The sequence below is a fragment of the Methanosarcina sp. DH1 genome (genome assembly GCF_020804205.1).
Lineage (GTDB): Archaea > Halobacteriota > Methanosarcinia > Methanosarcinales > Methanosarcinaceae > Methanosarcina > Methanosarcina vacuolata.
Genome location: NZ_WJBJ01000028.1, coordinates 41,924 through 64,643, shown reverse-complemented (window position 1 = coordinate 64,643; position 22,720 = coordinate 41,924). Strand labels below are relative to the sequence as shown.

The following is a 22,720-nucleotide window of genomic DNA, read 5'->3' as shown; positions in this document are numbered from 1 at the left end:
GTTCACATGTAACCCAGAGGCAGAATATAGAGAGGATCTTCGTTTGCTGGCAGTTTAAGCACTTTTCTTACCTCTTCGTCCTCAAAAGCTCCTACTGTACAGGTTCCTATTCCTAATTCCACTCCCAGGATACATACGTTCTGTGCAGCGTGCCCTGCTTCCATGTGGGCATAACGAAGGCCTCGACTGCCGTATTTGCCTGTTATCCTCGGATAAACCGTGGAGATTACAAATGAAACGGGAGCATTTCTTATCATGGGCTGTAAGAGAGCAGCTTTTGAAAGTTTCTCTCTCATATCACCGTCAATTTCCCGAACAAGAGTATGGCCTTCGGGAATGTACCTGTAGACCCCAGGTTCAAGCTTTCCATCTTCTCCGGTAACTACATGAATTTCAAGAGGATAAAGCGCACCCGCAGAGGGTGCGGTCCTTAAACCATCATTAGAACTTACACCCTGCGCAGCCCAGAGCAAGCGAGAAATAACGGACTCGGAGAGTTCCCTGTCTTTATATCTTCTTACAGACCTTCGTTTTGCAATGAGTTCCTCGATATGGCTTCTATCTGCAGCTTCTGGCTCAGGCAGTTTGACTTTCATTGGCAGGTCTGTAAGACCCTGATTTCCCATACTTATTTCCCCCATACTTTTGGTACAACATTTTTATTCCTTAATTATCCTTTAATTATCCCTTAATTGTCCCTTAATTATCCCTTAATTAATTCTTTTTCGTAATTATTCCAATTATTCCTTAATTATTTTGTAATCCGCTTCATTGCGTCTTCCGAAATCCTTTCAGGAGTCCACGGCGGGTCCCAAACGAGCTCGACCTTTGCTTCTTTTACTCCTTCTATTGCTTCGACCTTTCGCTTTACATTCTCTATAATAAGCTCTCCCATAGGACAGCCAGGCATAGTTAGAGTCATTATTATATGGACCCGATCCCTTTCTACCTCTATCCCATAAACAAGTCCAAGGTCAATAATGTTTATCGGAATTTCGGGGTCGTAGCAGGTCTTTAGAACTTCAATAACTTCTTCTTTTGTAACGATGGTACCATCTCCCCTCAAGTTATGGATCTAAAGCAATTTTATGCATTCCATTTAATAAAAAGGTGAATAGAATTAAATAAATTTCCCAGAACCTCAACAAAGGCTGTCCTCCAGTTTGAAAACCTGTGTCCAGCAGTGAAATTATTCAAAAAGAATTACGCAGTTGAACTGATAAATCAACAGCATCGGACCGTTAACTGTTTAAAATGTGATTTTAATCCACAGCCTTTGACGTAGTTGATTTTGTTTCTCAAGTGCGTAAGTCCTAGAGGATACAAAAAAGCTAATGAATAGATACAAAAAAGCTAACGGATAGTTACTAACCCAGCTAGTTACCAAACCAGCTCTTTTTTCGATATACATGGATGTACAGGACTGTATAGATTATCGAGGAACTTAATTCACTGAAAAAGTCATTTTCAAACGTTAAATTATATATAAAAATCCTCTTAATTACTCTTATTGTGAAATAAACACAATGGGGGAGTGAAGTATAGCCGATAATTCAGATAAAGTTGCTGAAAATATTCCAGGACCTTATTATTGTGACTACAATTGTATAGCCTGTAATCTCTGCGTGGATACTGCGCCTGAAAATTTCAAGATGAATGACGACGAATCCAATGCCTATGTATATAAGCAGCCTGAAGACGACGAAGAAAAAGAACTTTGCGAAGAAGCGTTAGAAGCTTGCCCGGTTAACGCAATAGGAAATGACGGCTGAAATGATCGTCTGAGGTAGCAGATGATGTAACAACTGGTAATTTGTTTGATTTAAGCCAATTATTCTGGCTTTTTTTAGTTTTATTGATTATTGTTGCCTTTTTACATCATTATTGCCTTTTTACATCATTATTGCCTTTTTACATCATTATTGCCTTTTTACATTATTATTGCCTTATTACATCATTATTGCTTTTTTATACCACTATTCTTCATTATTACTTCCTTTTTAAATTATTGCTTTCTTTTACCGTTTTTTATTGCTTTTTCACAGCTTTTGCTTCTTTATTCATTTTCAATTTCAGAATATATTCTGGAAAGCCCCTGCAGGGTGGAGTAACCTTTTCTGGTAATGATATAGTCTCCCCGCTCATTTCGCTGTAAAATCATTCCTGTTTCAAGGAGTTTCTGAAGGTGAAATAGCAGATTCCCGCCGCGAAGGCCTGTAAGTTTGGAAAGTTCGGAAAATGTTTTGCTTTCCCCTGAAAGTGCTTTGAGCATCAGAAGGCGCTGTCGATTTGCTACCGGCTCGCAGACCTCAGTGACCAGCTTTTCGGGCTCGATTTCGCTAATGTCTATTTTTTGATTCTCTTCATCCTTTTCTTCATAGATCTGGAGCGAACGCATAAGTTTGACCTGCTTTTCAAAAAGATCCGTCACTTCCGAAAAACACTTGCTGCAATTTGAGGTTTTAGCTTCCTTTTTTACTTCTTCCAGCTTATCCCGATAAAGCTTTATGGTTTCAGCTTCGATCCGGCCTCTTCCAACAAGCCCTGCGGTTTCATGCAAGAGATCACGAAAAGCCTTTTCACAAAAATCCCGCATCCCACAGTCTGCTGTCATCCGGGTATGCATCCTATCGCTTGCGTCCTCACAGAGATAGTCTACCATGGGCCTCATGAAGCTTTTTCTCATCTCCTCAATCATCCCTTCAATATGCTGCTGGTTTGCCTTCTGCAAAAACCGTGAGAATTCGTTCCGCAGGGATGTTACTTCTTCCTTAATAGAGTGAAGTTCTTCCCGGTAATAAGTCTCGGAATTTTCGTTAGCTATTTCCATTTTTTATTTGCCTCGGAAACTTTTTAAAAACTGAACTATAAAAAATTAAAATTATTTTAGTTAAAGTTTGTTGTAATCAGGACCAACAATTAATGTTACTAAAAATGCTGTTAATTGAAGGCTCCATTGAATGTATTTATTAAAATTGAAATTGAAGGGCTTACTAATAGTGTTTATTAAGACTGATATTTGAAGGAATAAGTGAAGGGGTTATTAAAGTTTTTAATTTAAGGTCATTTTTCTATACAATCGGAAATGTGTATATAATTATGACGCTCAAGTATATAAATATACACAACCTTTCTGATGCTGGTGATAAATCATGGAACTACAGGATATAAACAACTTCGTACAGACCGCAAATGAAGATCAGCTCAAAGCATTTGGTTTTCTGGGGCAATGGATGGCGGAAAACGCCCCTAAGTACTGTAACTGTCCATCAAAGTGTTCTCAAAACTGTGAACTTGCAAAGGCACTCGGCGGAGCGCTTCAGGCGGCAGGACAGAAGCTTCAGGGACAGTAAGCAGGACAAACAGGCAGAAATAGGCAAAGATAGGCAGAAATATACAGAAATAGGCAGAAATAGGCAAAAAGAGGTAGGAATAGGTAGAAATAGGCAAAAATAAGCAGAATCCTAGCCGGATCTGCGCTCCTTTTATATTTTTAATCTTTATATACTTCTTTATACCATTTAGATATTATCCGGCCTGATATCTCAGAACCTCTTCCTGTGGTGGTCGGAAGCTGGCTGAAAACTGCATTGTGATTTTTATATGAGCCAGAAGATATACTTAATTTAGAATCTAATAGGGGGAACTCAAGATGGAACCAACGACACCAGAAAGGGAAAACTTCTGGAACGCAAAAACCTATGCATTCGTCACCGATAATACAAAGCCTGCAATGAAGTGGGCCATATCCGAACTTAAAAACCGAGGCAAAGACGTCTATGTCATTGATCTTTCCGACAAGCCGGAACCCGGCTCTTTAAGAAAAGTCTCTGAACTTCCAGCTGGCCTCAACCGCGCCGTACTGGGCGTCACAATAACTGATCCTGGAAACTTTATCTCTGCCCTGAAGGAGAAAGGCATAACTAAAATCTGGCTCCATTGGAAAACAGAAACCGAAAAAGCTGTTGACACCTGCAAGGCAGAAGGCCTTGAATGCATGACCGAACACTGCCCGATGATGTACCTCGGAAGCGGGTTCAGTATACATGGGATACACAGGACGATTGCGAAGATGACGGGGAAGTATTAAAAAGGCGGACTTTACCCGGAACCTTTATTGTTCACATTTTTAAACCCGCTTCCCATTTTCGTTCACTTAACAGCCGGCTTTTGCAGAAATCAATTCGAAAATCAATATTTGCACACCGGATGATATCAACTTAATCAAAATTTAGCTGGTGGATCTCACTGCAAGCAACGGGATACTCGACTAAAAAAAGAGCACAGGATATCATTAAAGAAATTGTTTTCATTCTCCTACTCCAATTACACTTTTTGATATACCCCGGTAATTGCAGGCATATCACAAATGGTTTCAGGGGTTGCCACTTGTGCCTGGGCGGGTGCTGTGACTGCTGCGCAGGAAACACTTGATAACCTCGTCGACAAGCCGCAAGGCAATAACAACATGATGCAGATCAGCCACTGGTCATTGCTCAGCGAGGTCAGGCCCAGGATTCGTTGCAGGAGACGAAGCTCAGTTTCCCTCTCTGGAAACGTATGTAGTTGAACAGATTTTTGTAGATGTGACGGCCTTATTCCAGTAATCTGACAACGGTAGTAAAGTTGTCGTCGTCAGGATTTTTGTTTCGGCTCGCGGTGGATCGATGACGCCAACCAAGGACAGAGAAGAGTGAGATCCTTCACCAGGTTTGTCCACCTCGGTCTTGTAGGTTAGAAATTGTAGGGAAGGCTCCTTGTTTTGTGATGTACATTGTATCCAATAACCCAAAACAAAGAGCACTTATTTTTATTTAACTTTCAAAGTCAGGTTGGAGAATAAAAAATGAAAAGTTGAAGAATAAAAAATGAGAAATTAAAATATATAAAATACAAAGATCATGTTTTAAAGAGTTATAGTGCTTATGGCACTTCTAAATTGTGAAATAAATGAATATATCTTTGGGATTAACCTGTTTCTCAGGAAGCTTTTTTGACAATCACTTTTTATCGACAAGTTTTGCTTCCAAGATCTTTAAGGAGCCAGTGTCACCCTGCCATTCAATTTCACTTTTTACAATCTCAATCCTCTTTTTAAAAAAGGGGGCATCGAGCACAACAGTCTCATATTCTCCGCCTTCTCCGGCCATGTGAACCATGTACCGCTTGTTCAGCGCTTTGAGATGCTCAATCGAGTTTACATTAATAGGGCGACCAAGCCAGGACTCGTCAAGGCCGTCAGCTGCGACTCTGACGATCCGGATATCGAGCACTTTTGACATCTCATTGAGCAATTCTTCAGGGTCTCTGTGCCAGAGAGGAGTATAGACCTTAAGCCCCAGGGCATCGCAGATCTTCTTCACCCTGCCTGCCTGGTACTGGGACTCAATTGCACCTACGGATACGCCGTCTACATCTACTTTCTTGAGGGCAAGGGTCAGGTCATCCAGTTCAAGTTCCTTTATTCCGCTGGACTCCTGCTGAATCAGGGGGATTTCACAGGCGGCAGAGATTAGTTCTACCATGTGGAGGTTGACGGAATGGTACATATAGGAATCGTCCCTTGCGGGAACAATATTAATCAGGTGGGTGACTTCATGCCCTTCCTGGAGGGCTTTATATATGGCAAAAATCGAGTCCTTGCCACCGGAAATCAGTGCTGCGAGTTTCATCTGCATCCCTTTTTGTTTTAATATCTATTTCGTACGTCGGGGGGTTATAATGCGTGGATCATTATGTAATATTTTATATACTTTTTGACTTTTGATCATGCTTCTTCGGCATTTGCAATTTCAGCACTCTTTCTCAAGCCTTCCAAAATTAACTTCATAACGAGCTTTCATTTCTTCCCAGGTGGGAAGGTCTGTCTGGCAACCTCGTGCTTGCACAGCAAAAGAAGCTACAGTAGACCCAATTTTACCGCAGGTGGTAAGCGGGTATCCTCTTGTGAAGGCAAGAAGGAAACCTGCCCTGTAAGCATCTCCTGCTCCGGTGGGATCTGAAGCCTGGACAGAAATTACAGGAATTAAAAATTCGTCTTTACCTGTGTAGATCCTGCTGCCCTGAGAATCATATGTGACCACAATTATGTTGATCATTGCCTTGAGTTCCGAGAAACTTTTTCCGGTCATCTCTGAAACTCGCTTTATCTCGTGCCGGTTCGCAAAAAGGATGTCAGTATGAGCGAGTATGAGTTCAAGGTTTTCTTTTGAATACGTAACAAGATCCTGGCCAGGGTCAAAGGAGACGAAGCCGGCAATTTGTGCAAGTTTAGCGTTATACACCGAGTCAGCGGTTGCAAGATGAACAAAATCAACAGGTTCGGGTTCAAGTTCTTTGAATTTTGAAGAAGCTCCCCAGTAAAAATAGGTTGTCTGGTTGTCTTCCCTGTCAGTGAAAATAAAGGCTTTAGAAATTTTCCGGTCTTCAATTCTATAAAGGCGGGAAAGGTCAACATTCGCATCTGTAAGGAGTTTTTCATATCCTGAACTTACAAAATCTGTGCCTACAGGGGAAATCAACTGGCTCTTTCCACCCAGCTTTGCAATGGCAACCGCAATATTTGCAGCCCCTCCACCAGGATATTCTTCATAGTCAATGACAGGTGATGACTCGTTTTTTCCTGCGATTCTTTCAACATCTACAATGTAATCAAGGGCAGTATGCCCTACGATGGAAATTATTCTGTCCATGTAGTGTCCTCTTTTTTTCATGGGTTGTGAAAAAACCCGGTTCTTTACGCCGGGTCCAACTTTAAAAACAAAGCCTGAAGGAGAGATAAAACTTGCTTTTTTGCTGGGATTCGATCAGTGATAGATACTCTTTTCTTACAAAAGGCTCTTTTCTTAACGAAATATTCTTTTCAGCCTTATAAAGTCAGTCATGAACAAAACCCATAGACATAACTAACTGCATCATAATGTTTTATTCTTTCCCAAAAGGTTCTGGGAAAAAACTTTTATTTTCCTGTTTTGCTCTTATGCTGCTGTTCGCTCTTCTCAGCTGGCCTTTCGAATTCGGTGACTTCCACAACCGTCAAAGGAATGTCCCGGAGAGATTTTCCGATCACAGATTTTGCGATCCTTTCCGCATGTTCGGCAGACTCAGCATCAAAAACTTTCATCTCAAAAATAAGACCTACAAGAGCGGTGTTTGCCGCTATGAAAACACTGCTAAAGGGCTCACCACATACCGGGCAGGATGTAGTTCCCACGTCAACCTCTACGAAATCCAATTTAGGATTCAGGCGTTTTCCAGCTTCTGAAATCGCGACTCCTATAGCATCATCAGCCGTCTTTACATCTCTAACCAACCAAGCTGCTTCAAGTACCACATGGAAGTTTTTCATTATTGTCCACCATAATTATTCAGTTATGCACGTTTTTTAAGAAGATTTCCCGATAGGGAAAAGTTTTCACAGAATCTAAAGAATAGAATAATGTATATAAAATTGTTTCTGCTTCAAATAAACAGTATCATGTTTGCTTTTATATGGTTTTTCAGTTAAGTTTTTAATTCTTGGTCCCACAACTTTAATCCTTTCAGCTGAGTATCTGTGCTTTCTTCCAGAATCAGGTTCAGGCATTTTTAATTTTCTCTAGTCATTTTCCTCTAGTCATTTTCTTTAGTCATTTTCTCTAGTTATTTTCCTCTAGTCATTTTTCTCTAGTTATTTTCCTCTAGTCATTTTTCTTTTATTCTCATTTCTCATTTATATAGTAAAAAGAGTTTCATCATCAACTGCAAAAACCCCGAGTTTTGCTCCCGCATCGAGCCAGGCGTGACCATAGCTGAAGGAGGCAAGGGCATTTACAGGATCTCTATTTTCCAGAAAATACACCCCATCTTTATAGTAGGCTTCTGCCATTGTATAATAATCCTTTGCAACGGCATACATATGAGACCCCTGGATTGGGGAATATTTGGCTTTCTGGAGGGCTCTTTTTAACATATCCTCATATCTTTTGACTTTTTCATCAAGATCAGCAGGCATTATAATCACCAGTAGGCGCTATAAACAGTATTCTCTTCTTTACTCCACTTCTTTCATAAATCCTGCTGGGCCTCCTGCAAGTTTCACAAGCGCTTCGGCTTCAAGAAAATGCAGTTTTCCAGGAATTACGAGGATGTGGAGAGGTTTTCCAAAATCAAAGTCCTTGAGTTTTTCCGCATAATCTGCTTTTACGACCGGCTTTTCAGAGCCTGCCCTGGCTATTCCTACTGCAATAGCTCCTCGCATAATTCCTTCTCCCCTTTTTTCCTCAACCTCAAGGAGAAACTCAAGGGCAGTATTTACAGTCATATAGCCTTTTTCCTTATCTATATCCAGGAACACCAGGGTATGCAGGCCAAGTTCCAGGTTTTGTTTTATAATATCATAAGGAGTTTCCGAGATTATCCTTGTGCCTCTTCTGCTCTCATAGGGATGAGGAATACTTGCGGATTTCCCGAAGCGGTAGTTCTGCAGTCCTGCAAGACCCGAGACAGCCGAGGCAATTGAAGCCCCATGAACCAGGCGGGTCTCTATCCCCAGTTTTTCAGCTCTCAGGCGTAAGTCTACATGAGTTGTGGAGACCATTGTATCTCCGCCAGTCAGGAAGCAAAGATTGCTGTCCTTTGCTTTGGAGAGCCAGTCAGGGTGCTGCTCCACATCCTCTCTTGAAAGCAAAAAGACTTTTTTTCCGTAGAGTTTCTCCATTTTTTCAAGGTTCGTACCCATGAGAAAAGATGTATAGAACTCCGCGTAAACCATATCAGCTTCCCTGATAGCCTCAAGTCCCTTTAAAGAAATGTCATATTCGTCGAAAAGGCCCAGACCTATAAATGTAAGCATAGCCCGCTTTAAGAGCCCTGCTAGTTTAAAGCTTTTTGTTTGAACATATCCAGGCAATAATTCGTTATTTTCCGAATTTGAGGATATTCTTAACTTATTTATATATGTAAATTAATATTAGAATGGATTTACAACTGTAATTTGATTTACAACTGTAATTTTTAAAGGGGTTTTTATGGCTAAAGTTACGCTTATTCACGCCAGCTGGTGTACTGCCTGTCCGGCAGCTCGAAGATTCTGGAAAGACCTGAAATCCGAGTATGACTTTGAATACGAGGAAATAGATGTGGAAACTCCAGAGGGTCAGGCATTGATAGATAAGTATGGCATAGTTGGAGTACCTACGACCATTATTGATGGAGAGGTAGCTTTTACAGGCCTCCCGAAAAAAGCTGATGCTATATCTCGTATTAGCTGAGTAAATCTCAAAAGGGTATTCTATTGAAACTGTTTTCTGGGTTCAGGAGGTAAGTATGTATGACCTTATAATTATAGGAGGAGGACCTGCAGGGCTCGCAGCCGGTATTTATGCCGTACGCCTCGGACTTAATACTTTGGTTCTTGAAAAAAGTGAAATTAGCGGACAGATTGCGCTTTCAGATCTCGTGGAAAATTATCCTGGCTTTCCAGCTATCTCAGGGCTCGAATTAATGGAAAAATATAAGGCTCATGCTCAGGCTGTCGGGGTAGAAACAAAGATAACTGAAGTCCTCTCCGTTCGCGCTGAAGGAGAAAAGAGAATAATCTCCACTGACAGTGGAGATCTTGAATCAATAGCTGTCATAGTTGCTACAGGTGCAAACCCCAAGCGTCTGAACGTGCCTGGTGAGAAAGAGTTTATCAGTAAAGGGGTTTCTTATTGTGCCATATGTGACGGGCCTTTTTTTAAAAACAAAACTGTTGTGGTGGTCGGGGGCGGCAACTCAGCAGTTACTGATGCTCTTCTTCTTTCAAAAATTGCCAGGAAAGTATATCTTATTCACAGGAGAGACCAGCTGAGAGCTGTTAAAGTCCTTCAGGATAGAGCTTTTGCAACTCCGAATATTGAATTCATTTTTAATGCCCAGATTCTGGAAATCATGGGAGGCAGCGGGGGAGTTCGAAAAGTCGAAAAAATAAACTATAAGGACCTTAAAAGCGGAGAACAGCGCGAACTGGCCACAGACGGTGTTTTTATTTACGTGGGCATTCATCCAAACACTGAAATCATTGACGTGGACAAGGATGATGAGGGCTTTATCAGTACGGATAACTTACTTGAAACCTCAAAGAAAGGAATTTATGCTGTAGGAGACTGTCGTGATACCCCAATCTGGCAACTTGTGGCAGCTGTTAGAGATGGAGCACTGGCAGCTACTGCTGCGAGCGTGTATATAGAGGACTTCAAAAAAGAGACTACATAAAAACTATCTAAATAAGGATATCTGGCTAAAGTTGCTTGAGATTGGTTACCTGAAGAGTCACTCTAATCAAAAGTCACTCTAATCAAAAGTCACTCTAATCAAAAGTCACTCTAATCAAAAGTCACTCTAATCAAGAGTTACTCTAATCAAGAGTTACCCTAATCAAGAGCGATCCTAATCAAGAGCGATCCTAATCAAGAGCGATCCTAATCAAGAGTGATCCTAATCAAGAGTAATCCTAATCAAGAATGATTCTAATCAAGACCTTCAGGCTGAATTTGCCTTAAAGTTTAATTGTTCAAAATTCAAAACTGTTCATAAATTTAAAAGACGGGACAGTAGACCGTTTCTGCCCCTATTTTTCGTTTTCCGTACTTTTGTTTTTAAGGCTTATTCCAGCATATGGTTGATTTTATCGTAGAAATCTATTATCAGCCTTGTTGCCTCATTGTCCATGTTCAACTGGAAAGTCCGGATTTGCTTTCCCAGAGGCTTTTCTATGACGATGCCCGATGCGATCAGGGGTGTAATAACCCTTGATACGCTGGAGTGAGACAGGCCAGTTTCTTCAGCTATCCCCGAAAGGTAGGTTGATTCGTTCTGGTGTTCAATTAGATTCTTGAGTACTGTCATCTGTGCGGTTTTACCAAAAATTTTTTCCATTGGATCCATTTATATCATCTCAGAGGTGGCTGTTCTCTGTAAGTGATTCTTATTTCCAATATTAACTTGCTATTTACGGTTATAAACTTATCTCCTAATTGGTCAAGCCGGCGATTCATAAGAAGTCTTCTGAATATTTGGATAACTCTATACTCTTTAGACTGTATTAACTTTAAAACCATGTTATTTTCAAAAGATTTGAGAAATGTTTAAAAGCTAAGAAAATATATACTGTATGGTGATGGAGGGTGATGAATAATAAAAATCTTGATCATGAGATTTTGAAATTAATCGAAACACAACCTGAAATAAGTGAGAGAGAGATTGCATCCCGTCTTTCAGTTCCAGAAGAACTGATAAAGACCCGAATCGCAAATCTTATAGACACGCGGCAGAAAATACTAATAATGGGGGATGGAAATAGTGCCCTCAGTATTAAGGCAACACTTGAAGCTGAAAATTATAATGTTGTCAAAGTCCCTGGTGGTTTTTCCTCACTTGAAGCCATAAAAGCTGAAAAACCCGACCTTGTCTTGTTGGATACTGGGCTTGCAGACCTTGAAGGTTTCAAAATCTGCAAACAAATTAGAACAAGTTCAAGATACTGGTGGATACCGGTTATGGTACTCAGTGAAAAAGGAGAGGTAAAAAACAGGATTGAAGCTTTTGAATCGGGAGTTGACGACTACGTTACTACGCCTTTTAACCCTGTGGAACTGCGAGTCAGAGTAGGAATGATCTTGAAACGCACGCATTTCTAACTCCAAATCCAGCTTCTAACAGAAAACTCTTTTGTATTAAAACTAGTAGGATATAAAGGCCGCTCTGAAGAGCTTTTCAGAGCATCCCTTTAAAATTTTTAACTTTTTTGTGTGTCAGAAATACTTTTATGTATTATAATTATTTTTAAATAGATTCAGAAAATTTCCTGTTAAATTCCTTATCGAATGTCTTTCTAAAATGTCTCTATCATTATTTTTACGAGCACCCAAAATTACACTAATTAGTTTATAAAGTGTGCCGGGACTCTTGGGATATTTATCGTTATTATTTTTAAATGATGTTTTTAATAAACTTTAAAAAGATTAGGGGGTATTCAGAGCTAAGTTCGGCCCTAATTAAAGCATCTGGTCCTTACATAAGTTTCTCCAGACCAGAGAATTCCTCAATTCCTCAATGTAAAAAGTCAATAATTAGACTTTTGGCAGGCCGTGAGAGGAGGCAATCTCAACTTTTACCAAAATCAAACTTACCGGATTTTTCAGGTTTTATTTTATAGATCAACTTTCCTCATGTCAGGGCAAAAACACTAATTAAATAAAAGAAAGACGGAGGAATTTTGAAGCTATAATAAATATATTTTTATTAATTTTACAAATAATTGAAAAAACATGTATAAAGTTATCGAACTTTATCGAATTCTTGCTCGCTCTGTGAAAACTCTATTTTTAAAATATTAAAGTAAATGAATTTTTCAAAATCCTTAAAAAAGAGCAAAAACATACATTATCATGTATAACTGTAAATCATGTATAACTGTAAATCATGTATAACTGTAAATTTGTCTTTAAAACAGAAATCATGACATGAAACTGTAGATATCTCCTTATTTTTAGTATGGAGCTAAAGTACAAAATTAATTTAACGCTCTGAAGGCATATTATTATTGCTAGAGTAGATGTGATAAAAAGTGGAAAAACATTATTGGAAAAAGGTGTGGTTGAGTGATGACTTTGAACGAGTGGTACAATACAGGTGTTGCACTCCATGAACTTAGACGATTTACAGAAGCTCTGGATGCATACAATAAAGCTCTGGAAATAAGCCCTGACAATGCAAAAATTCTGTTTAGCAAAGGTATGGTTCTGAAAAGCCTTTTCAGATATGATGAAGCTCTTGATGCTCTTAATAAGTCTCTTCAGATCAATCCTACGGATGCGAAGACCTGGTGCTCTAAAGGTGAACTGCTTGTAGGCCTTATGCAGTATAAAGAAGCTATGGATGCATACTACCAGGCTACATATCTCGCTCCTGAAGACCCTGAAGTCTGGTACAGGCGGGGAATGGCTCTGAGGGAAATGAAGGCATACGAAGAAGCTATGGATGATTTTGAGAAGGCGATCTGCCTCTATGAGAAGAATTATAATTTGGGTTCCATGAGCGCAAGTGAGTGGTGCAAGAAGGGTATGGGGCTCTGCAAGATAAAAAGTTATGAAGAAGCCATCAGCGCTTTTAACAGGGCTCTTGAGTTAAACCCTGCGAACGGGAAGGCCCTTTATAATAAGGGTGTAGCTCTCCGCTGGCTTGGAAAACACGATGAAGCAAAACTTTATACCAAAAAAGCCGTGGAGGTTTTTGACAACAAGATAAAGACAAATCCCGATAATGCTCGGTTCTGGTATAATAAGGGAATTGCCCTGAGAGACCTGGAAAAATACGAAGAGGCACTTCAAGCTTTTGAGAGAGCTATCGATATTAATCCAAGTTTTACAAAAGCCTGGATTGGTAAAGGCATCGTATACGACAGGATTAAGAAACACCAGAAGGCGATGGAGGCCTATGAGAAAGCAGTCGATATAAACCCGATGTATTCTGATCTCCTTTGAGTAGCCAGACCTCAGTTTTTTCCATGTAAATCAAAGACCCAGAGCTGGAAGAAGCCGTTAGTCGAAAACTCCTTTCCAGAATTCTCAGGACTGACGGCAAAAAGTTTTCTTTTCTCCAAAAGTTTTCTTTTCTCCTGACATATTTGCACTATGTAGCCTTGTGATTATATAATCATAAATATTTAAATGTTGTTTGCTAAAAAAACATTTTATGCGGAGATATTATTTGTTCAGAACCAATTTTTCATATAATTAATTATAAATAAATTTAATAATTATTATAGTTTGTAAACTAAAGGGAACAGTCAAGTCTACTAGAGTTAGATATATTTTAGGCTCAAAGGCCACTGTAAATATATGTTAACCTTTGTAAACTTGATTTAATCACTTGAAAACACTTGACTTAATCACTTGAAAACACTTGACTTAATCGCTTGGAGACATATCTATATGAAAGATAATTTACTTGAAAAAGGCGCAATTGTTCAGAGAGACCGTGAAACTTACACAATAGCCCCCCACATTCCAGGAGGTGTTGTAGATCCTGCAACTCTCAGGAAGATTGCTGATGCTGCTGAGAAATATGGAGCAGCGGCTCTTAAAATAACTTCTGCCCAGAGAATTGCAATTGTGGGCTTGAAAGAAGAAGATCTTGATAACATATGGGCTGATCTTGGAATCAAACCAGGGGCGGCTGTAGGACTATGTGTAAGAAGTATAAAGATTTGTCCCGGTACAACTTTTTGTAAGCAGGCAAAGCAAGATTCTCTGGGGCTTGGTCTGAAGCTCGATGAGAAATATCACGGAATGTCTATGCCTTCTAAACTAAAGATAGGCGTCTCAGGATGCCCAAACTCCTGCTCTGAATCAGCTATTAAAGACATTGGGGTAATTGGCACTTCCAAAGGATATACCCTGATGGTAGGAGGTGCCGTGGCTGCATCTCCAAGACTTGGTGACGTTGTAGCAAAGGAATTATCTGAAGAAGAAGTCATTGAGGCCATTGATAGGATAATTGATTATTACAAAAATTCAGGTACTAAAAAGAGACTTGGAAAATACATTGACGACGTTGGTCTTGAGAATTTCAAAGCTCAAGTCGGACTATAAGATTCTGGTGCAAAAATTGGCAAAACAGGCTGTCTCAAAACTCAACTTATTCCTACAATTGGGCAATTTATATTGTTGACTTTAAATGTAAGCCGGAAATTATTCTGGAATTAAGGTACACACTTGCTTTAAAATCTAGTTTTTTAACCCATTTGTAGAATCAAATGTTATTTTGAGACAACCTGAAAAATATAATTTTTCATTACAATCCCTTGAATTTGAGCCTTCGATGGCAATTCACTGGCTAGTTTCTTGACGGCTTCAAGAACCTAAATAAGTACAGCCTTCTTGCCCAAGATAATGATGGAGTTAAAGGGCAAAAAAGTAAGGTGAAAGTACTTTCATTTGTCTGTTCATGTTATTCGAAAAATTTCATGTGCGTTTTTAATGTTTTTATCTCAGCTGTTTTTCAGAGTACAGAGCAACTGTTTTTGGGACAACCTGACAAAGTAGTTATTTAATGCTTAACCGATGAAGCGTGGGCTCAACTTTCCAAACTCAATAGATCGAGAAGTGGCCTGCAAACTACAGTTCAAGTATTGAAAATTTCCAGGTAAAGTTAGGATAAAATCAAAAATTCCCAAAACCAAAAGCTATTATATAAATAGCCACAAACCTTAACTGTTGTTTTTACCTAATTTTAGTTTCTTAACAATTATTTTTTTGCTCAGCCAGTAAAGGTGGAACTATGCCTCATATAATGGAATTACTTGGAAAAACAAGAGTCGTCGTAAAAGATGGAAAGGTTATCGAAGTAGGAGAGCCTGAAGTCGAATGGTGCCCCCTCTTTGCCAAAATCCGCGGAATTAAGAAGATCACCCCTGAAGAAGTCAAGAAGAACATGGAATTCAGGATCAATGACTTTGGAATGTTCACCGACAAACGCCTACTGGAACTCGAGGATTTTGTTGGGTTTGGAGCATCGGAAGTTATGATGACAGGCCTGAGTAGGGGTTTACTCGACACAACAGTAACAGCCTGTGAAGGTGCAGGCACTGTAATTTCCAATAACCCTATTCTCGTTCAGGGTATGGGCGGCAGGATGTCCGGTCTGGTCGAAACCGAACCAATCGATGCCATCATAAACGGCATTCAGGAACGTGGCGGAATTGTGCTTGACCCTTCAACTGCAAAAATGGACCCTGTTGCAGGCATTAAAAAGGCAGCAGAACTCGGGTACAAAAAAATTGCAGTAACCGCAGCTTTCGCAGAAACCGCAAAAGAGTTACGGAAACTTGAAGCCGAACTCGGGCTTGATTTGATAGTAATTGGCGTACATGTCACAGGCTTAAACAGGGAAGAAGCTCAGAGCCTGGTGGAAAATTCAGACATTGTGACCAGTTGCGCTTCAAAGCCTATCAGAGACCTCGTAAAGCCTCTTGCTCAGGTGGGAACTGCAGTTCCACTTTTTGCTCTTACCCAGAAAGGAAAGGAACTTGTGATCGAAAGGGCAAAGGATATCAAAAGCCCGGTTCTGATCAATACTATGGCTCTACCTGTGCTTCCTGATCACAAACAGCCAAAAGAACTGAAGTAAAAATGGCTTTATAGAGTCATTATTTTTTCTTTTTTGAAAGGCCAATGTTCTTTTTAAATCCGGCTTTTTAACTTGACGTTGTCAGATTATATAGTTATTTCAATAGCTGTTATCTATTTCACTACGAACGATATATTTGACACACGAGATCTAATGATGACGTTTTACCTTGTAATGTGACATAGTCAAGTTAACTAAGGTTAGAAAAATTAAATTCTTGTTCTGGTTACTGGCAAGTATCAACTTTAGACAGGAAAAATTAACGACAGTGAAAATAGTAAAAATTTCAATAAGACGGAAATAAAAAACAAACACAACAAGGTAAAAATATTTAAAATTAACTATGTTTGAGTGGAAATTTGGGTGGAAATTTGGGTGGAAATAGGCTGCAATATATACAAAAATGAGTTAATGTGACAATGTCACGTTATTTCTCTAACCATAATATATTGTTGAGTTAAATATAAGAGCGGTCTGAGGGGTATTTTTAAACTCCATAAATTTTATATGGATGGACTGCTAAAATTAAATGGTAATGAATGAGACTGATCCCTCGAACTAACTAAATTATCCACGAGTGGAACAAAAAGATTTTATTTAGTTACTTTTATTCTTTAATTGTTCGCGCTTACGCAGGGTATAGAGATAGTACAGAATATTGAGTATAATGATAGTTTGATACTCTTTGTGAAAAGTCTTCATAAGAACTCATTAGAATAAACAGGGGTATTTAATGAGCTCAGTTAAGAAAAATAATTTGATTGTCGGATCTTTTATTCTCCTTGCATTGATGTTATATTTCTTTTCAGGTTTTTTATCTGTAGCAGGAGCTATTATGGGTAATGAACTGATTGCAGAAGACAATGAGAGGAATGAAGTTAATGAAAAAACTGAAGTCGCTCCTGATTCTTATGAGAAATTGGCACAGCGCCCATCTTCTATAGAAGGTCTAATTGATAAGGGAAATGCATTATACTTTACAAAAAAATATTCATTATCTATAAACTGCTATAATGATGCACTTAAGATCGATCCTAATTCCTCATTGGCCTGGTATGGAAAAGGACGTTCTCTGGTCGGACTGGGAAAGAATGATCAGGCAGTTAGCTGTTATGAGATGGCCCTTTCGACTTTTCCGGCCTCTTCCGAAAACTGGTATGATAAGGGTAACAAGCAGCTTGAGCTAGAGAAATATATTGAGGCTATCAACTGCTATGACAAAAGCTTTGCTGCCAATACTTATCTCTCCACAGTGTGGTATCGAAAAGCTCTTGCTTCTGGGCAGCTGGGGCTTAATCAGGAAGCTCTGAACTCTTATGACAAATCTATCGAACTGAATTCCAATTCTTCCAGCTCTATGCAGATGCAGGGAATGGCTTACCTCGGCCTTGAAAAATATCCTGAGGCAATTGAATGCTTTGACAGTGCTCTTAGTATCACTCCTGACAATGCTGAACTCTGGTATCAAAAAGGAGTGGTTCTTGATAAGTCCGGTGATTACAAAACTGCAATAGGCTGTTATGACAAAGCAATTTCTTTTAATCCGGATATGGTAAACGCCTGGAATAACAAAGGTGTTAACCTTGAAAAGATGGGAATTTATGATGAGGCGCTTACTTGCTACGAGTTTGTTCTTCTTTCGGAGCCTGAAAATCTTGATGTTTTACAGAGAAAAGGTGTATGCCTTGAAAGGCTTGGGAGAAATGATGAAGCTCTTCAATGTTATGAAGAGGTTCTGGTCTACAATCCTGGCAATTCCGAGGCCTGGTATAGTAAAGGCTCTCTGCTTAATAAGACCGGCCAGTATGATGCTGCAATAGCATGCTATGATAAGGCACTTAACCCGGACACAGGGATTCAGGTTGAAGAAATCGGAAGTGATTCACTCGAACAGCTAAGCGCTTATGAAGCTGCACTTCCGTCTTATCCCAAAAATCCTGAGTTTAAATCATCTACAGTTAAGATCTGGTACGAGAAAGCCCTATCTTTTGATAAGCTTGAAAAATACGAATCTGCAATTGACTGTTATGATAAGGTTCTTGAAACCGAGTCCGGACATGCTGTTGTCTGGTATATGAAAGGACTGGACCTGGAAAAGCTTGGCAGATATGAAGAGGCAATTGAATGCTATGACCGAGCCCTAAAACTGGGTTCCGGATATGCTAAAGTCTGGTATCAGAAAGGCTTAGACTCTTCAAAAATCAAAGAATACAAAGATGCAGTAGAAAGTTATGATAAAGCTCTCGAGATTGACGAAAACTATACACTTGCCTGGGCTGGTAAGGCTTTTGCCCTGGCGAAACTTGGAGAATACGAAAGCTCTCTTACATGTTACAACAAAGTCCTTGGGGCCATTCCCAGCAGTGCAGTTGCATGGTACAATAAAGGGCTTACTCTTGATGAACTTGGAAAGCATGAAGAAGCTTCAGAATGCTATAACCAGACTCTTCTGATCGATCCCGAATATTCGGCTGCACGCTTCAAGTTGAACAAAAACATGGAACAGGACTCCACAGAAACTCCAGTATTAGAACACTTTAAAAACAATAGTGCAGATTCTAATCCTTCCCAGGTACTTTCTGGAGGTTTCTGGGTTTATCTTCTGAACTATGAATACTCAAGTCCAGAAGACCTTGCCGAACCTTCCGAAGATCTGGACCTGTTTAGCCCCGAGGTCAGTTACGATGCTGCATGGTATGGAAAGGCCTTAATCTACAGTAAACTTGGAATGTACGACGATGCACTTACTTCTTATGATATGGTACTTGCAATTAATCCTGCACGTGCCGAGGCCTGGTATGAAAAAGGCTCGATACTTGATAGGTTAGACAGAAGTGAGGAAGCTCTGGAATGCTACAGAAAAGCCCTGGAACTTGACCCTCAGTCAAGTACAGCCCTGTATGGGATAGCCTCTACTGTAGATGATCTTGGAAAGCTTGAAGAAGCAGTCAGTTACTATGACCAGTTGCTTGCTCTAAACTCCAGCAACTCGGATGCCCTACTTGGAAAAGGTCTTGCCCTCTCGAACCTGAGCAGGTATGACGAGGCAATTTCCTGTTACACCACACTTCTCAAATCTGAGCCTAAAAACCTTGAGGCTCTCAGAAGTCGGGCTCTTGCTCTGTCGAAATCCAATAAACCCAATGAAGCGCTCGCAGATTACGACAGAATAATTAAGCTTCAGCCTGAAAATTTCCAGGCCCTGGCTGAGAAAGCCTCTTTACTTGAGGCACTTGGCAGGTATCAGGAAACTGCTGCATGTTATGATAGAATGCTTGAAATCTCACCTGACAACAGGGAGATAATTTACAAACAGGGAAGAGCTCTGGAGAACAGCGGAGACTTTGAGGGGGCAGTAGGCTGTTACGATAGAATTCTTGCGCTGGACCCGGGAAATCTGAATGCCTGTAATAACAAAGGCTTTGCGCTCTACAAGCTGGAAAAATACCAGCAAGCTATTGACTGTTACAATAAAGCTCTGAAGTACAGTCCAGATAATGTTACAGCCTGGTATTTCCAGGGCTGCACTTATCTCACGTTAAGCAGCAATAAAGCAGCCCTTAATTGTTTCAACAAAACAGTACAGCTTAAACCCGATTGTATCACAGCCTGGTATAACAAAGGATACATTCATAACATGATGGGAGAAACTGAAGAAGCAGTTTCATGTTATGACAATGTACTTGCAATTAACCCGAACTCACCTTCAGCCCTCTACAATAAACGGTTTGCGCTTTATACTCTAAAGAAACTAGATGAGGCTGCTGTATGCAAGTCAAAACTAGATGAAATAGACCCCGGTTTTGCGGAAGCTCTGCAGAAAAGAGGAACTAAGTTCTTCCTTCCTGAATATTATAATAGTGCTCTGAATTACTCCCTGCCTTCAAGATGGTATGGCGGAGAGGAAAACGTCTCAGGTAATGTAAGTACAAACACGACTGTGCCTCCTCAATTAGGAAAGATAACTGAACCCTCTAACAGCCCGGAAAATAATAGCAGCAATAATAATAGCAGCAATAGCAGCAATAATAATAGCAGCAATAGCAGCAATAATAATAGCAGCAATAGCAATAGCAGCAATAATAATAGCAACAATAATAATAGCAGCAATTATAATACGGAGCTTGATGATGAACAGGAAAGTGAAGATCCAGATTACTGGTATGTTCCCGAACCTGATGAGTGAAGAGAAAATAGCAGTGAAGAATGAAGTATTACAGAACCCGGCTAAAATTCGAATTCCGAAAAATTGAAAATCAGAAACCTTTTCCGGTATGCAGCTAAATGCACACCGGCACAATTTGTTATTATTGTTTTTTATGCTACTGCCCTGCTTTATTAACTTTTTTCTGGCTTATTGACTCTGTAACTTTTGTAAATAAAATTTTTTATCCTGAAAGTTTTAAGCTTTATGCTACCCTAACCTAAGTATCCATGACAGACAATTCCAATGAGATCGAGGCAAAGCCTGAGGCTTATGCTCATACCTCGAGAGAAAACAAGCATACACTGGAAGGTTATATCGAAAACTCGGATAACCCCGGTTCCGACCCCTCTTCTTTAAAACTTGAAATTCCATATAATGTAGTCATAGTTCGGTATGGCGAACTTGCTCTTAAAAGTACAGGAGTTCGAAACTGGTATGAAAAGATTCTGATGAAGAATATTGCAGCAATGCTGGATTCTCGAGATATTCCATATTCCCAGATACGTCGGGAATGGGGCCGAATATTTATCGAGACTACGGATTTCCGTGCGGCTGCAGCAGCTGCTGACGTTTTTGGGATTGTCTCTACTTCCCCTGCATTGAAGACTGAACCTACCCTTGAGAGTGCAGCCAGTGTATGTGCTACCCTGGCTAAGGACCTTATTTTAGAAGGCGAATCTTTTGCTGTCAGGGCCAGAAGAAGCGGGAACCATCCTTTTTCTTCAGTGGACATAGGCAGAACCTGCGGAGATGCCGTCTGGAGTGCTCTGGAAAAAAAAGGAAGGCACCCTAGAGTTGACCTGAGTTCTCCTGATAAGGAAGTTTTCGTCGAAATGCGGCAAAATCTCGCTTACGTCTATCTGAAAACATTCAAAGGCGTAGGGGGTCTTCCTCTCGGCACGCAGGGAAGTATGGTCGTTTTAATGTCCGGCGGGCTTGACTCTCCGGTTGCAGCCTGGCTTATGATGAAGCGCGGAGTTACGATTATTCCGGTATACTGCAATACTTCGCCCTATGCCGAGAATGCCGCAAGAGAACGCGCTTTTGAATGTATTCGTCAACTCCAGAAGTGGGCTCCAGGGCATCAGTTTAAGACTTATGAGCTCCCTCACGGCCCCAGTCTTAGGACCTTTATCGACATCTGCAACCGAAAAAATACCTGTATTCTCTGCAAACGCATGATGTACCGAGAAGCCTATGAGGTTATGAAAAAAGAAGGTGCAAGCGGAATTATTACCGGTTCTTCCCTGGGACAGGTAGCTTCCCAGACGGCTGCCAATATGTATGCTGAAATCTATCAGCTTGCTATCCCGATTTATCATCCCTTAATCGCCTTTGATAAAACAGAGATAATAGACATTGCCCGCAAAATCGGAACCTATGATATTTCCAGTCAACCCGCAGGCAGTTGCACTGCTGTGCCTGAACGGCCTGAAATAGGAGCAAACTATGACCTTGTCGTAACTGAAGAACAAAAAATGGATATCGAAACTATGGTTTTCAATGCTATGAAAGCAGCAAAAGTCCTGAAGCTCTGAAAAAAGTGATGATTTTTTTCAATTAATTTTTAACACTTTCAATTAATTTTTAATACTTTCAATTAATTTTCAATAATTTTAATTAATTTTTAATATTTTCAATTAATTTTTTATAACATTAACTTGAGCTCTAAAAGCTCTCTTATTTTTTATTTTTTGACCGGCTTTTCAGAAGAGCGGTCTCTATATTTTTGCATAGGTCTTCTTCTTTGAAAGGTTTCGAAATATATCCTTCGGGGTCTGTTAGCTTTGCTCGTTCGAGGGTCTCAAAATCAGTACAGGCAGTAAGGTAAATTATGGGTATGCCAAAGCGTGATTTAATAATTCGTGCCGCTTCAATTCCATCCATATCTCCTTTTAGCATAATATCCATCAAAACGATATCAACGTTTGTAAGCTCAGCTTCTCTTATTGCTTCTTTCCCTGAACCCACAGCACTCGGAACAGCATACCCTAAATTTTTTAGTCGGTTTTTAATGTTCAGGGCCACAATAGTCTGGTCTTCAACAACCAGAATTTTTGTTTTGTCCATTTTTGTCATCCGTCTTTTGTATGTTTAGAATTGTGTTTCTATTTTTTGTTCATTTACTATTTTTTAACATTTCTAAAATCGCGCTTCTCTATAACTACATGTTCAAACTCACAAACCTATAGAACTGCACCCGATTATCTCGATTTTCCCCTTTAACGAAATAACTGCAGCCTATAAGCTAGATAAGTTGCAGAGTAATAAAACTCCCAATCTTCTTATTCTCAGGTTTACGTATGACCACCAAAAATTATACATTTATTATAAACTCTTTTTTTATTAATGTTGCTGTTG

23 protein-coding genes are annotated in these 22,720 nt (G+C 39.9%); 12 read left to right on the top strand and 11 right to left on the bottom strand.

The window, feature by feature from the left end; all coding sequences use genetic code 11:
* Window positions 1-2: 2 nt before the first annotated feature.
* Together FXW07_RS16020 and FXW07_RS16015 are read right to left on the bottom strand one after the other, a co-directional pair.
* On the bottom strand, window positions 3-626 hold the full coding sequence (locus tag FXW07_RS16020) for a SagB/ThcOx family dehydrogenase (protein WP_229396310.1): 624 nt from the start codon (window positions 624-626) through the stop codon (window positions 3-5).
* Between the two features lie 125 nt (window positions 627-751).
* Window positions 752-1,066 carry an iron-sulfur cluster assembly protein gene (locus FXW07_RS16015; protein WP_229396308.1) on the bottom strand — a complete coding sequence of 105 codons (315 nt, stop codon included), beginning with the start codon at window positions 1,064-1,066 and terminating at the stop codon, window positions 752-754.
* A gap of 475 nt (window positions 1,067-1,541) precedes the next feature.
* Between FXW07_RS16015 and FXW07_RS16010 the strand changes: the two genes are divergently transcribed.
* On the top strand, window positions 1,542-1,772 hold the full coding sequence (locus tag FXW07_RS16010; RefSeq protein WP_048120468.1) for a ferredoxin: 231 nt from the start codon (window positions 1,542-1,544) through the stop codon (window positions 1,770-1,772).
* Between the two features lie 284 nt (window positions 1,773-2,056).
* Here the strand turns inward: FXW07_RS16010 and FXW07_RS16005 are convergent, their stop codons facing one another.
* On the bottom strand, window positions 2,057-2,830 hold the full coding sequence (locus tag FXW07_RS16005) for an ArsR family transcriptional regulator (RefSeq protein WP_229396306.1): 774 nt from the start codon (window positions 2,828-2,830) through the stop codon (window positions 2,057-2,059).
* A gap of 322 nt (window positions 2,831-3,152) precedes the next feature.
* Between FXW07_RS16005 and FXW07_RS16000 the strand changes: the two genes are divergently transcribed.
* The 3 genes from FXW07_RS16000 (at window position 3,153) to FXW07_RS15990 (ending at window position 4,570) form a co-directional block, all read left to right on the top strand.
* Window positions 3,153-3,353: a hypothetical protein gene (locus tag FXW07_RS16000; protein ID WP_011307901.1), complete on the top strand. Its 201-nt coding sequence runs from the start codon at window positions 3,153-3,155 to the stop codon at window positions 3,351-3,353.
* A 299-nt stretch (window positions 3,354-3,652) separates the two neighbouring features.
* Complete coding sequence (locus tag FXW07_RS15995) at window positions 3,653-4,090, top strand: hypothetical protein (protein ID WP_229396304.1); 438 nt, start codon at window positions 3,653-3,655, stop codon at window positions 4,088-4,090.
* Between the two features lie 318 nt (window positions 4,091-4,408).
* Window positions 4,409-4,570, top strand: a complete 162-nt coding sequence (locus FXW07_RS15990; RefSeq protein ID WP_229396302.1) for a hypothetical protein — start codon at window positions 4,409-4,411, stop codon at window positions 4,568-4,570.
* 430 nt (window positions 4,571-5,000) lie between these two features.
* Here FXW07_RS15990 and FXW07_RS15985 read toward each other — a convergent pair whose 3' ends face one another.
* From FXW07_RS15985 to dph5, 6 genes are all read right to left on the bottom strand, one after another.
* The gene (locus tag FXW07_RS15985; RefSeq protein WP_048120476.1) at window positions 5,001-5,672 is read right to left on the bottom strand and encodes a diphthine--ammonia ligase; all 672 of its coding nucleotides are present in this window, start codon (window positions 5,670-5,672) and stop codon (window positions 5,001-5,003) included.
* A 120-nt stretch (window positions 5,673-5,792) separates the two neighbouring features.
* Window positions 5,793-6,692 carry a carbohydrate kinase family protein gene (locus FXW07_RS15980; RefSeq protein ID WP_229396300.1) on the bottom strand — a complete coding sequence of 300 codons (900 nt, stop codon included), beginning with the start codon at window positions 6,690-6,692 and terminating at the stop codon, window positions 5,793-5,795.
* Between the two features lie 266 nt (window positions 6,693-6,958).
* The gene (locus tag FXW07_RS15975) at window positions 6,959-7,348 is read right to left on the bottom strand and encodes a DUF555 domain-containing protein (protein WP_048120478.1); all 390 of its coding nucleotides are present in this window, start codon (window positions 7,346-7,348) and stop codon (window positions 6,959-6,961) included.
* A gap of 75 nt (window positions 7,349-7,423) precedes the next feature.
* Complete coding sequence (locus tag FXW07_RS15970; protein ID WP_229396298.1) at window positions 7,424-7,585, bottom strand: hypothetical protein; 162 nt, start codon at window positions 7,583-7,585, stop codon at window positions 7,424-7,426.
* 126 nt (window positions 7,586-7,711) lie between these two features.
* Window positions 7,712-7,993: a DUF357 domain-containing protein gene (locus FXW07_RS15965; protein WP_048120480.1), complete on the bottom strand. Its 282-nt coding sequence runs from the start codon at window positions 7,991-7,993 to the stop codon at window positions 7,712-7,714.
* A 39-nt stretch (window positions 7,994-8,032) separates the two neighbouring features.
* Entirely contained in the window at window positions 8,033-8,833 is an 801-nt protein-coding gene (dph5, locus tag FXW07_RS15960) for a diphthine synthase (protein WP_229396296.1), read from the bottom strand.
* A gap of 175 nt (window positions 8,834-9,008) precedes the next feature.
* On the opposite strand from dph5, the gene FXW07_RS15955 reads away from it, so the two are divergent.
* Window positions 9,009-9,251 carry a thioredoxin family protein gene (locus FXW07_RS15955; protein ID WP_048120482.1) on the top strand — a complete coding sequence of 81 codons (243 nt, stop codon included), beginning with the start codon at window positions 9,009-9,011 and terminating at the stop codon, window positions 9,249-9,251.
* A 55-nt stretch (window positions 9,252-9,306) separates the two neighbouring features.
* Window positions 9,307-10,236: an FAD-dependent oxidoreductase gene (locus FXW07_RS15950; protein ID WP_229396294.1), complete on the top strand. Its 930-nt coding sequence runs from the start codon at window positions 9,307-9,309 to the stop codon at window positions 10,234-10,236.
* A gap of 390 nt (window positions 10,237-10,626) precedes the next feature.
* On the opposite strand, the gene FXW07_RS15945 is transcribed toward FXW07_RS15950, so the two are convergent.
* Window positions 10,627-10,908: a helix-turn-helix domain-containing protein gene (locus FXW07_RS15945; protein ID WP_048120486.1), complete on the bottom strand. Its 282-nt coding sequence runs from the start codon at window positions 10,906-10,908 to the stop codon at window positions 10,627-10,629.
* 242 nt (window positions 10,909-11,150) lie between these two features.
* Between FXW07_RS15945 and FXW07_RS15940 the strand changes: the two genes are divergently transcribed.
* The 6 genes from FXW07_RS15940 (at window position 11,151) to thiI (ending at window position 21,897) form a co-directional block, all read left to right on the top strand.
* On the top strand, window positions 11,151-11,660 hold the full coding sequence (locus FXW07_RS15940; protein WP_048120488.1) for a response regulator transcription factor: 510 nt from the start codon (window positions 11,151-11,153) through the stop codon (window positions 11,658-11,660).
* A gap of 966 nt (window positions 11,661-12,626) precedes the next feature.
* The gene (locus tag FXW07_RS15935; protein ID WP_229396292.1) at window positions 12,627-13,505 is read left to right on the top strand and encodes a tetratricopeptide repeat protein; all 879 of its coding nucleotides are present in this window, start codon (window positions 12,627-12,629) and stop codon (window positions 13,503-13,505) included.
* A gap of 450 nt (window positions 13,506-13,955) precedes the next feature.
* Window positions 13,956-14,615, top strand: a complete 660-nt coding sequence (locus FXW07_RS15930) for an NAD(P)/FAD-dependent oxidoreductase (RefSeq protein ID WP_229396290.1) — start codon at window positions 13,956-13,958, stop codon at window positions 14,613-14,615.
* Window positions 14,616-15,303: 688 nt separating this feature from the next.
* Window positions 15,304-16,152: a methanogenesis marker 8 protein gene (locus FXW07_RS15925; protein ID WP_229396288.1), complete on the top strand. Its 849-nt coding sequence runs from the start codon at window positions 15,304-15,306 to the stop codon at window positions 16,150-16,152.
* Between the two features lie 733 nt (window positions 16,153-16,885).
* Entirely contained in the window at window positions 16,886-20,338 is a 3,453-nt protein-coding gene (locus FXW07_RS15920) for a tetratricopeptide repeat protein (RefSeq protein ID WP_229396286.1), read from the top strand.
* A gap of 323 nt (window positions 20,339-20,661) precedes the next feature.
* Entirely contained in the window at window positions 20,662-21,897 is a 1,236-nt protein-coding gene (gene thiI, locus FXW07_RS15915) for a tRNA uracil 4-sulfurtransferase ThiI (protein WP_229396353.1), read from the top strand.
* Between the two features lie 142 nt (window positions 21,898-22,039).
* Here thiI and FXW07_RS15910 read toward each other — a convergent pair whose 3' ends face one another.
* A complete protein-coding gene (locus FXW07_RS15910; RefSeq protein ID WP_229396351.1) occupies window positions 22,040-22,429 on the bottom strand; it encodes a response regulator in 390 nt (129 codons plus the stop codon).
* Between the last annotated feature and the right edge of the window lie 291 nt (window positions 22,430-22,720).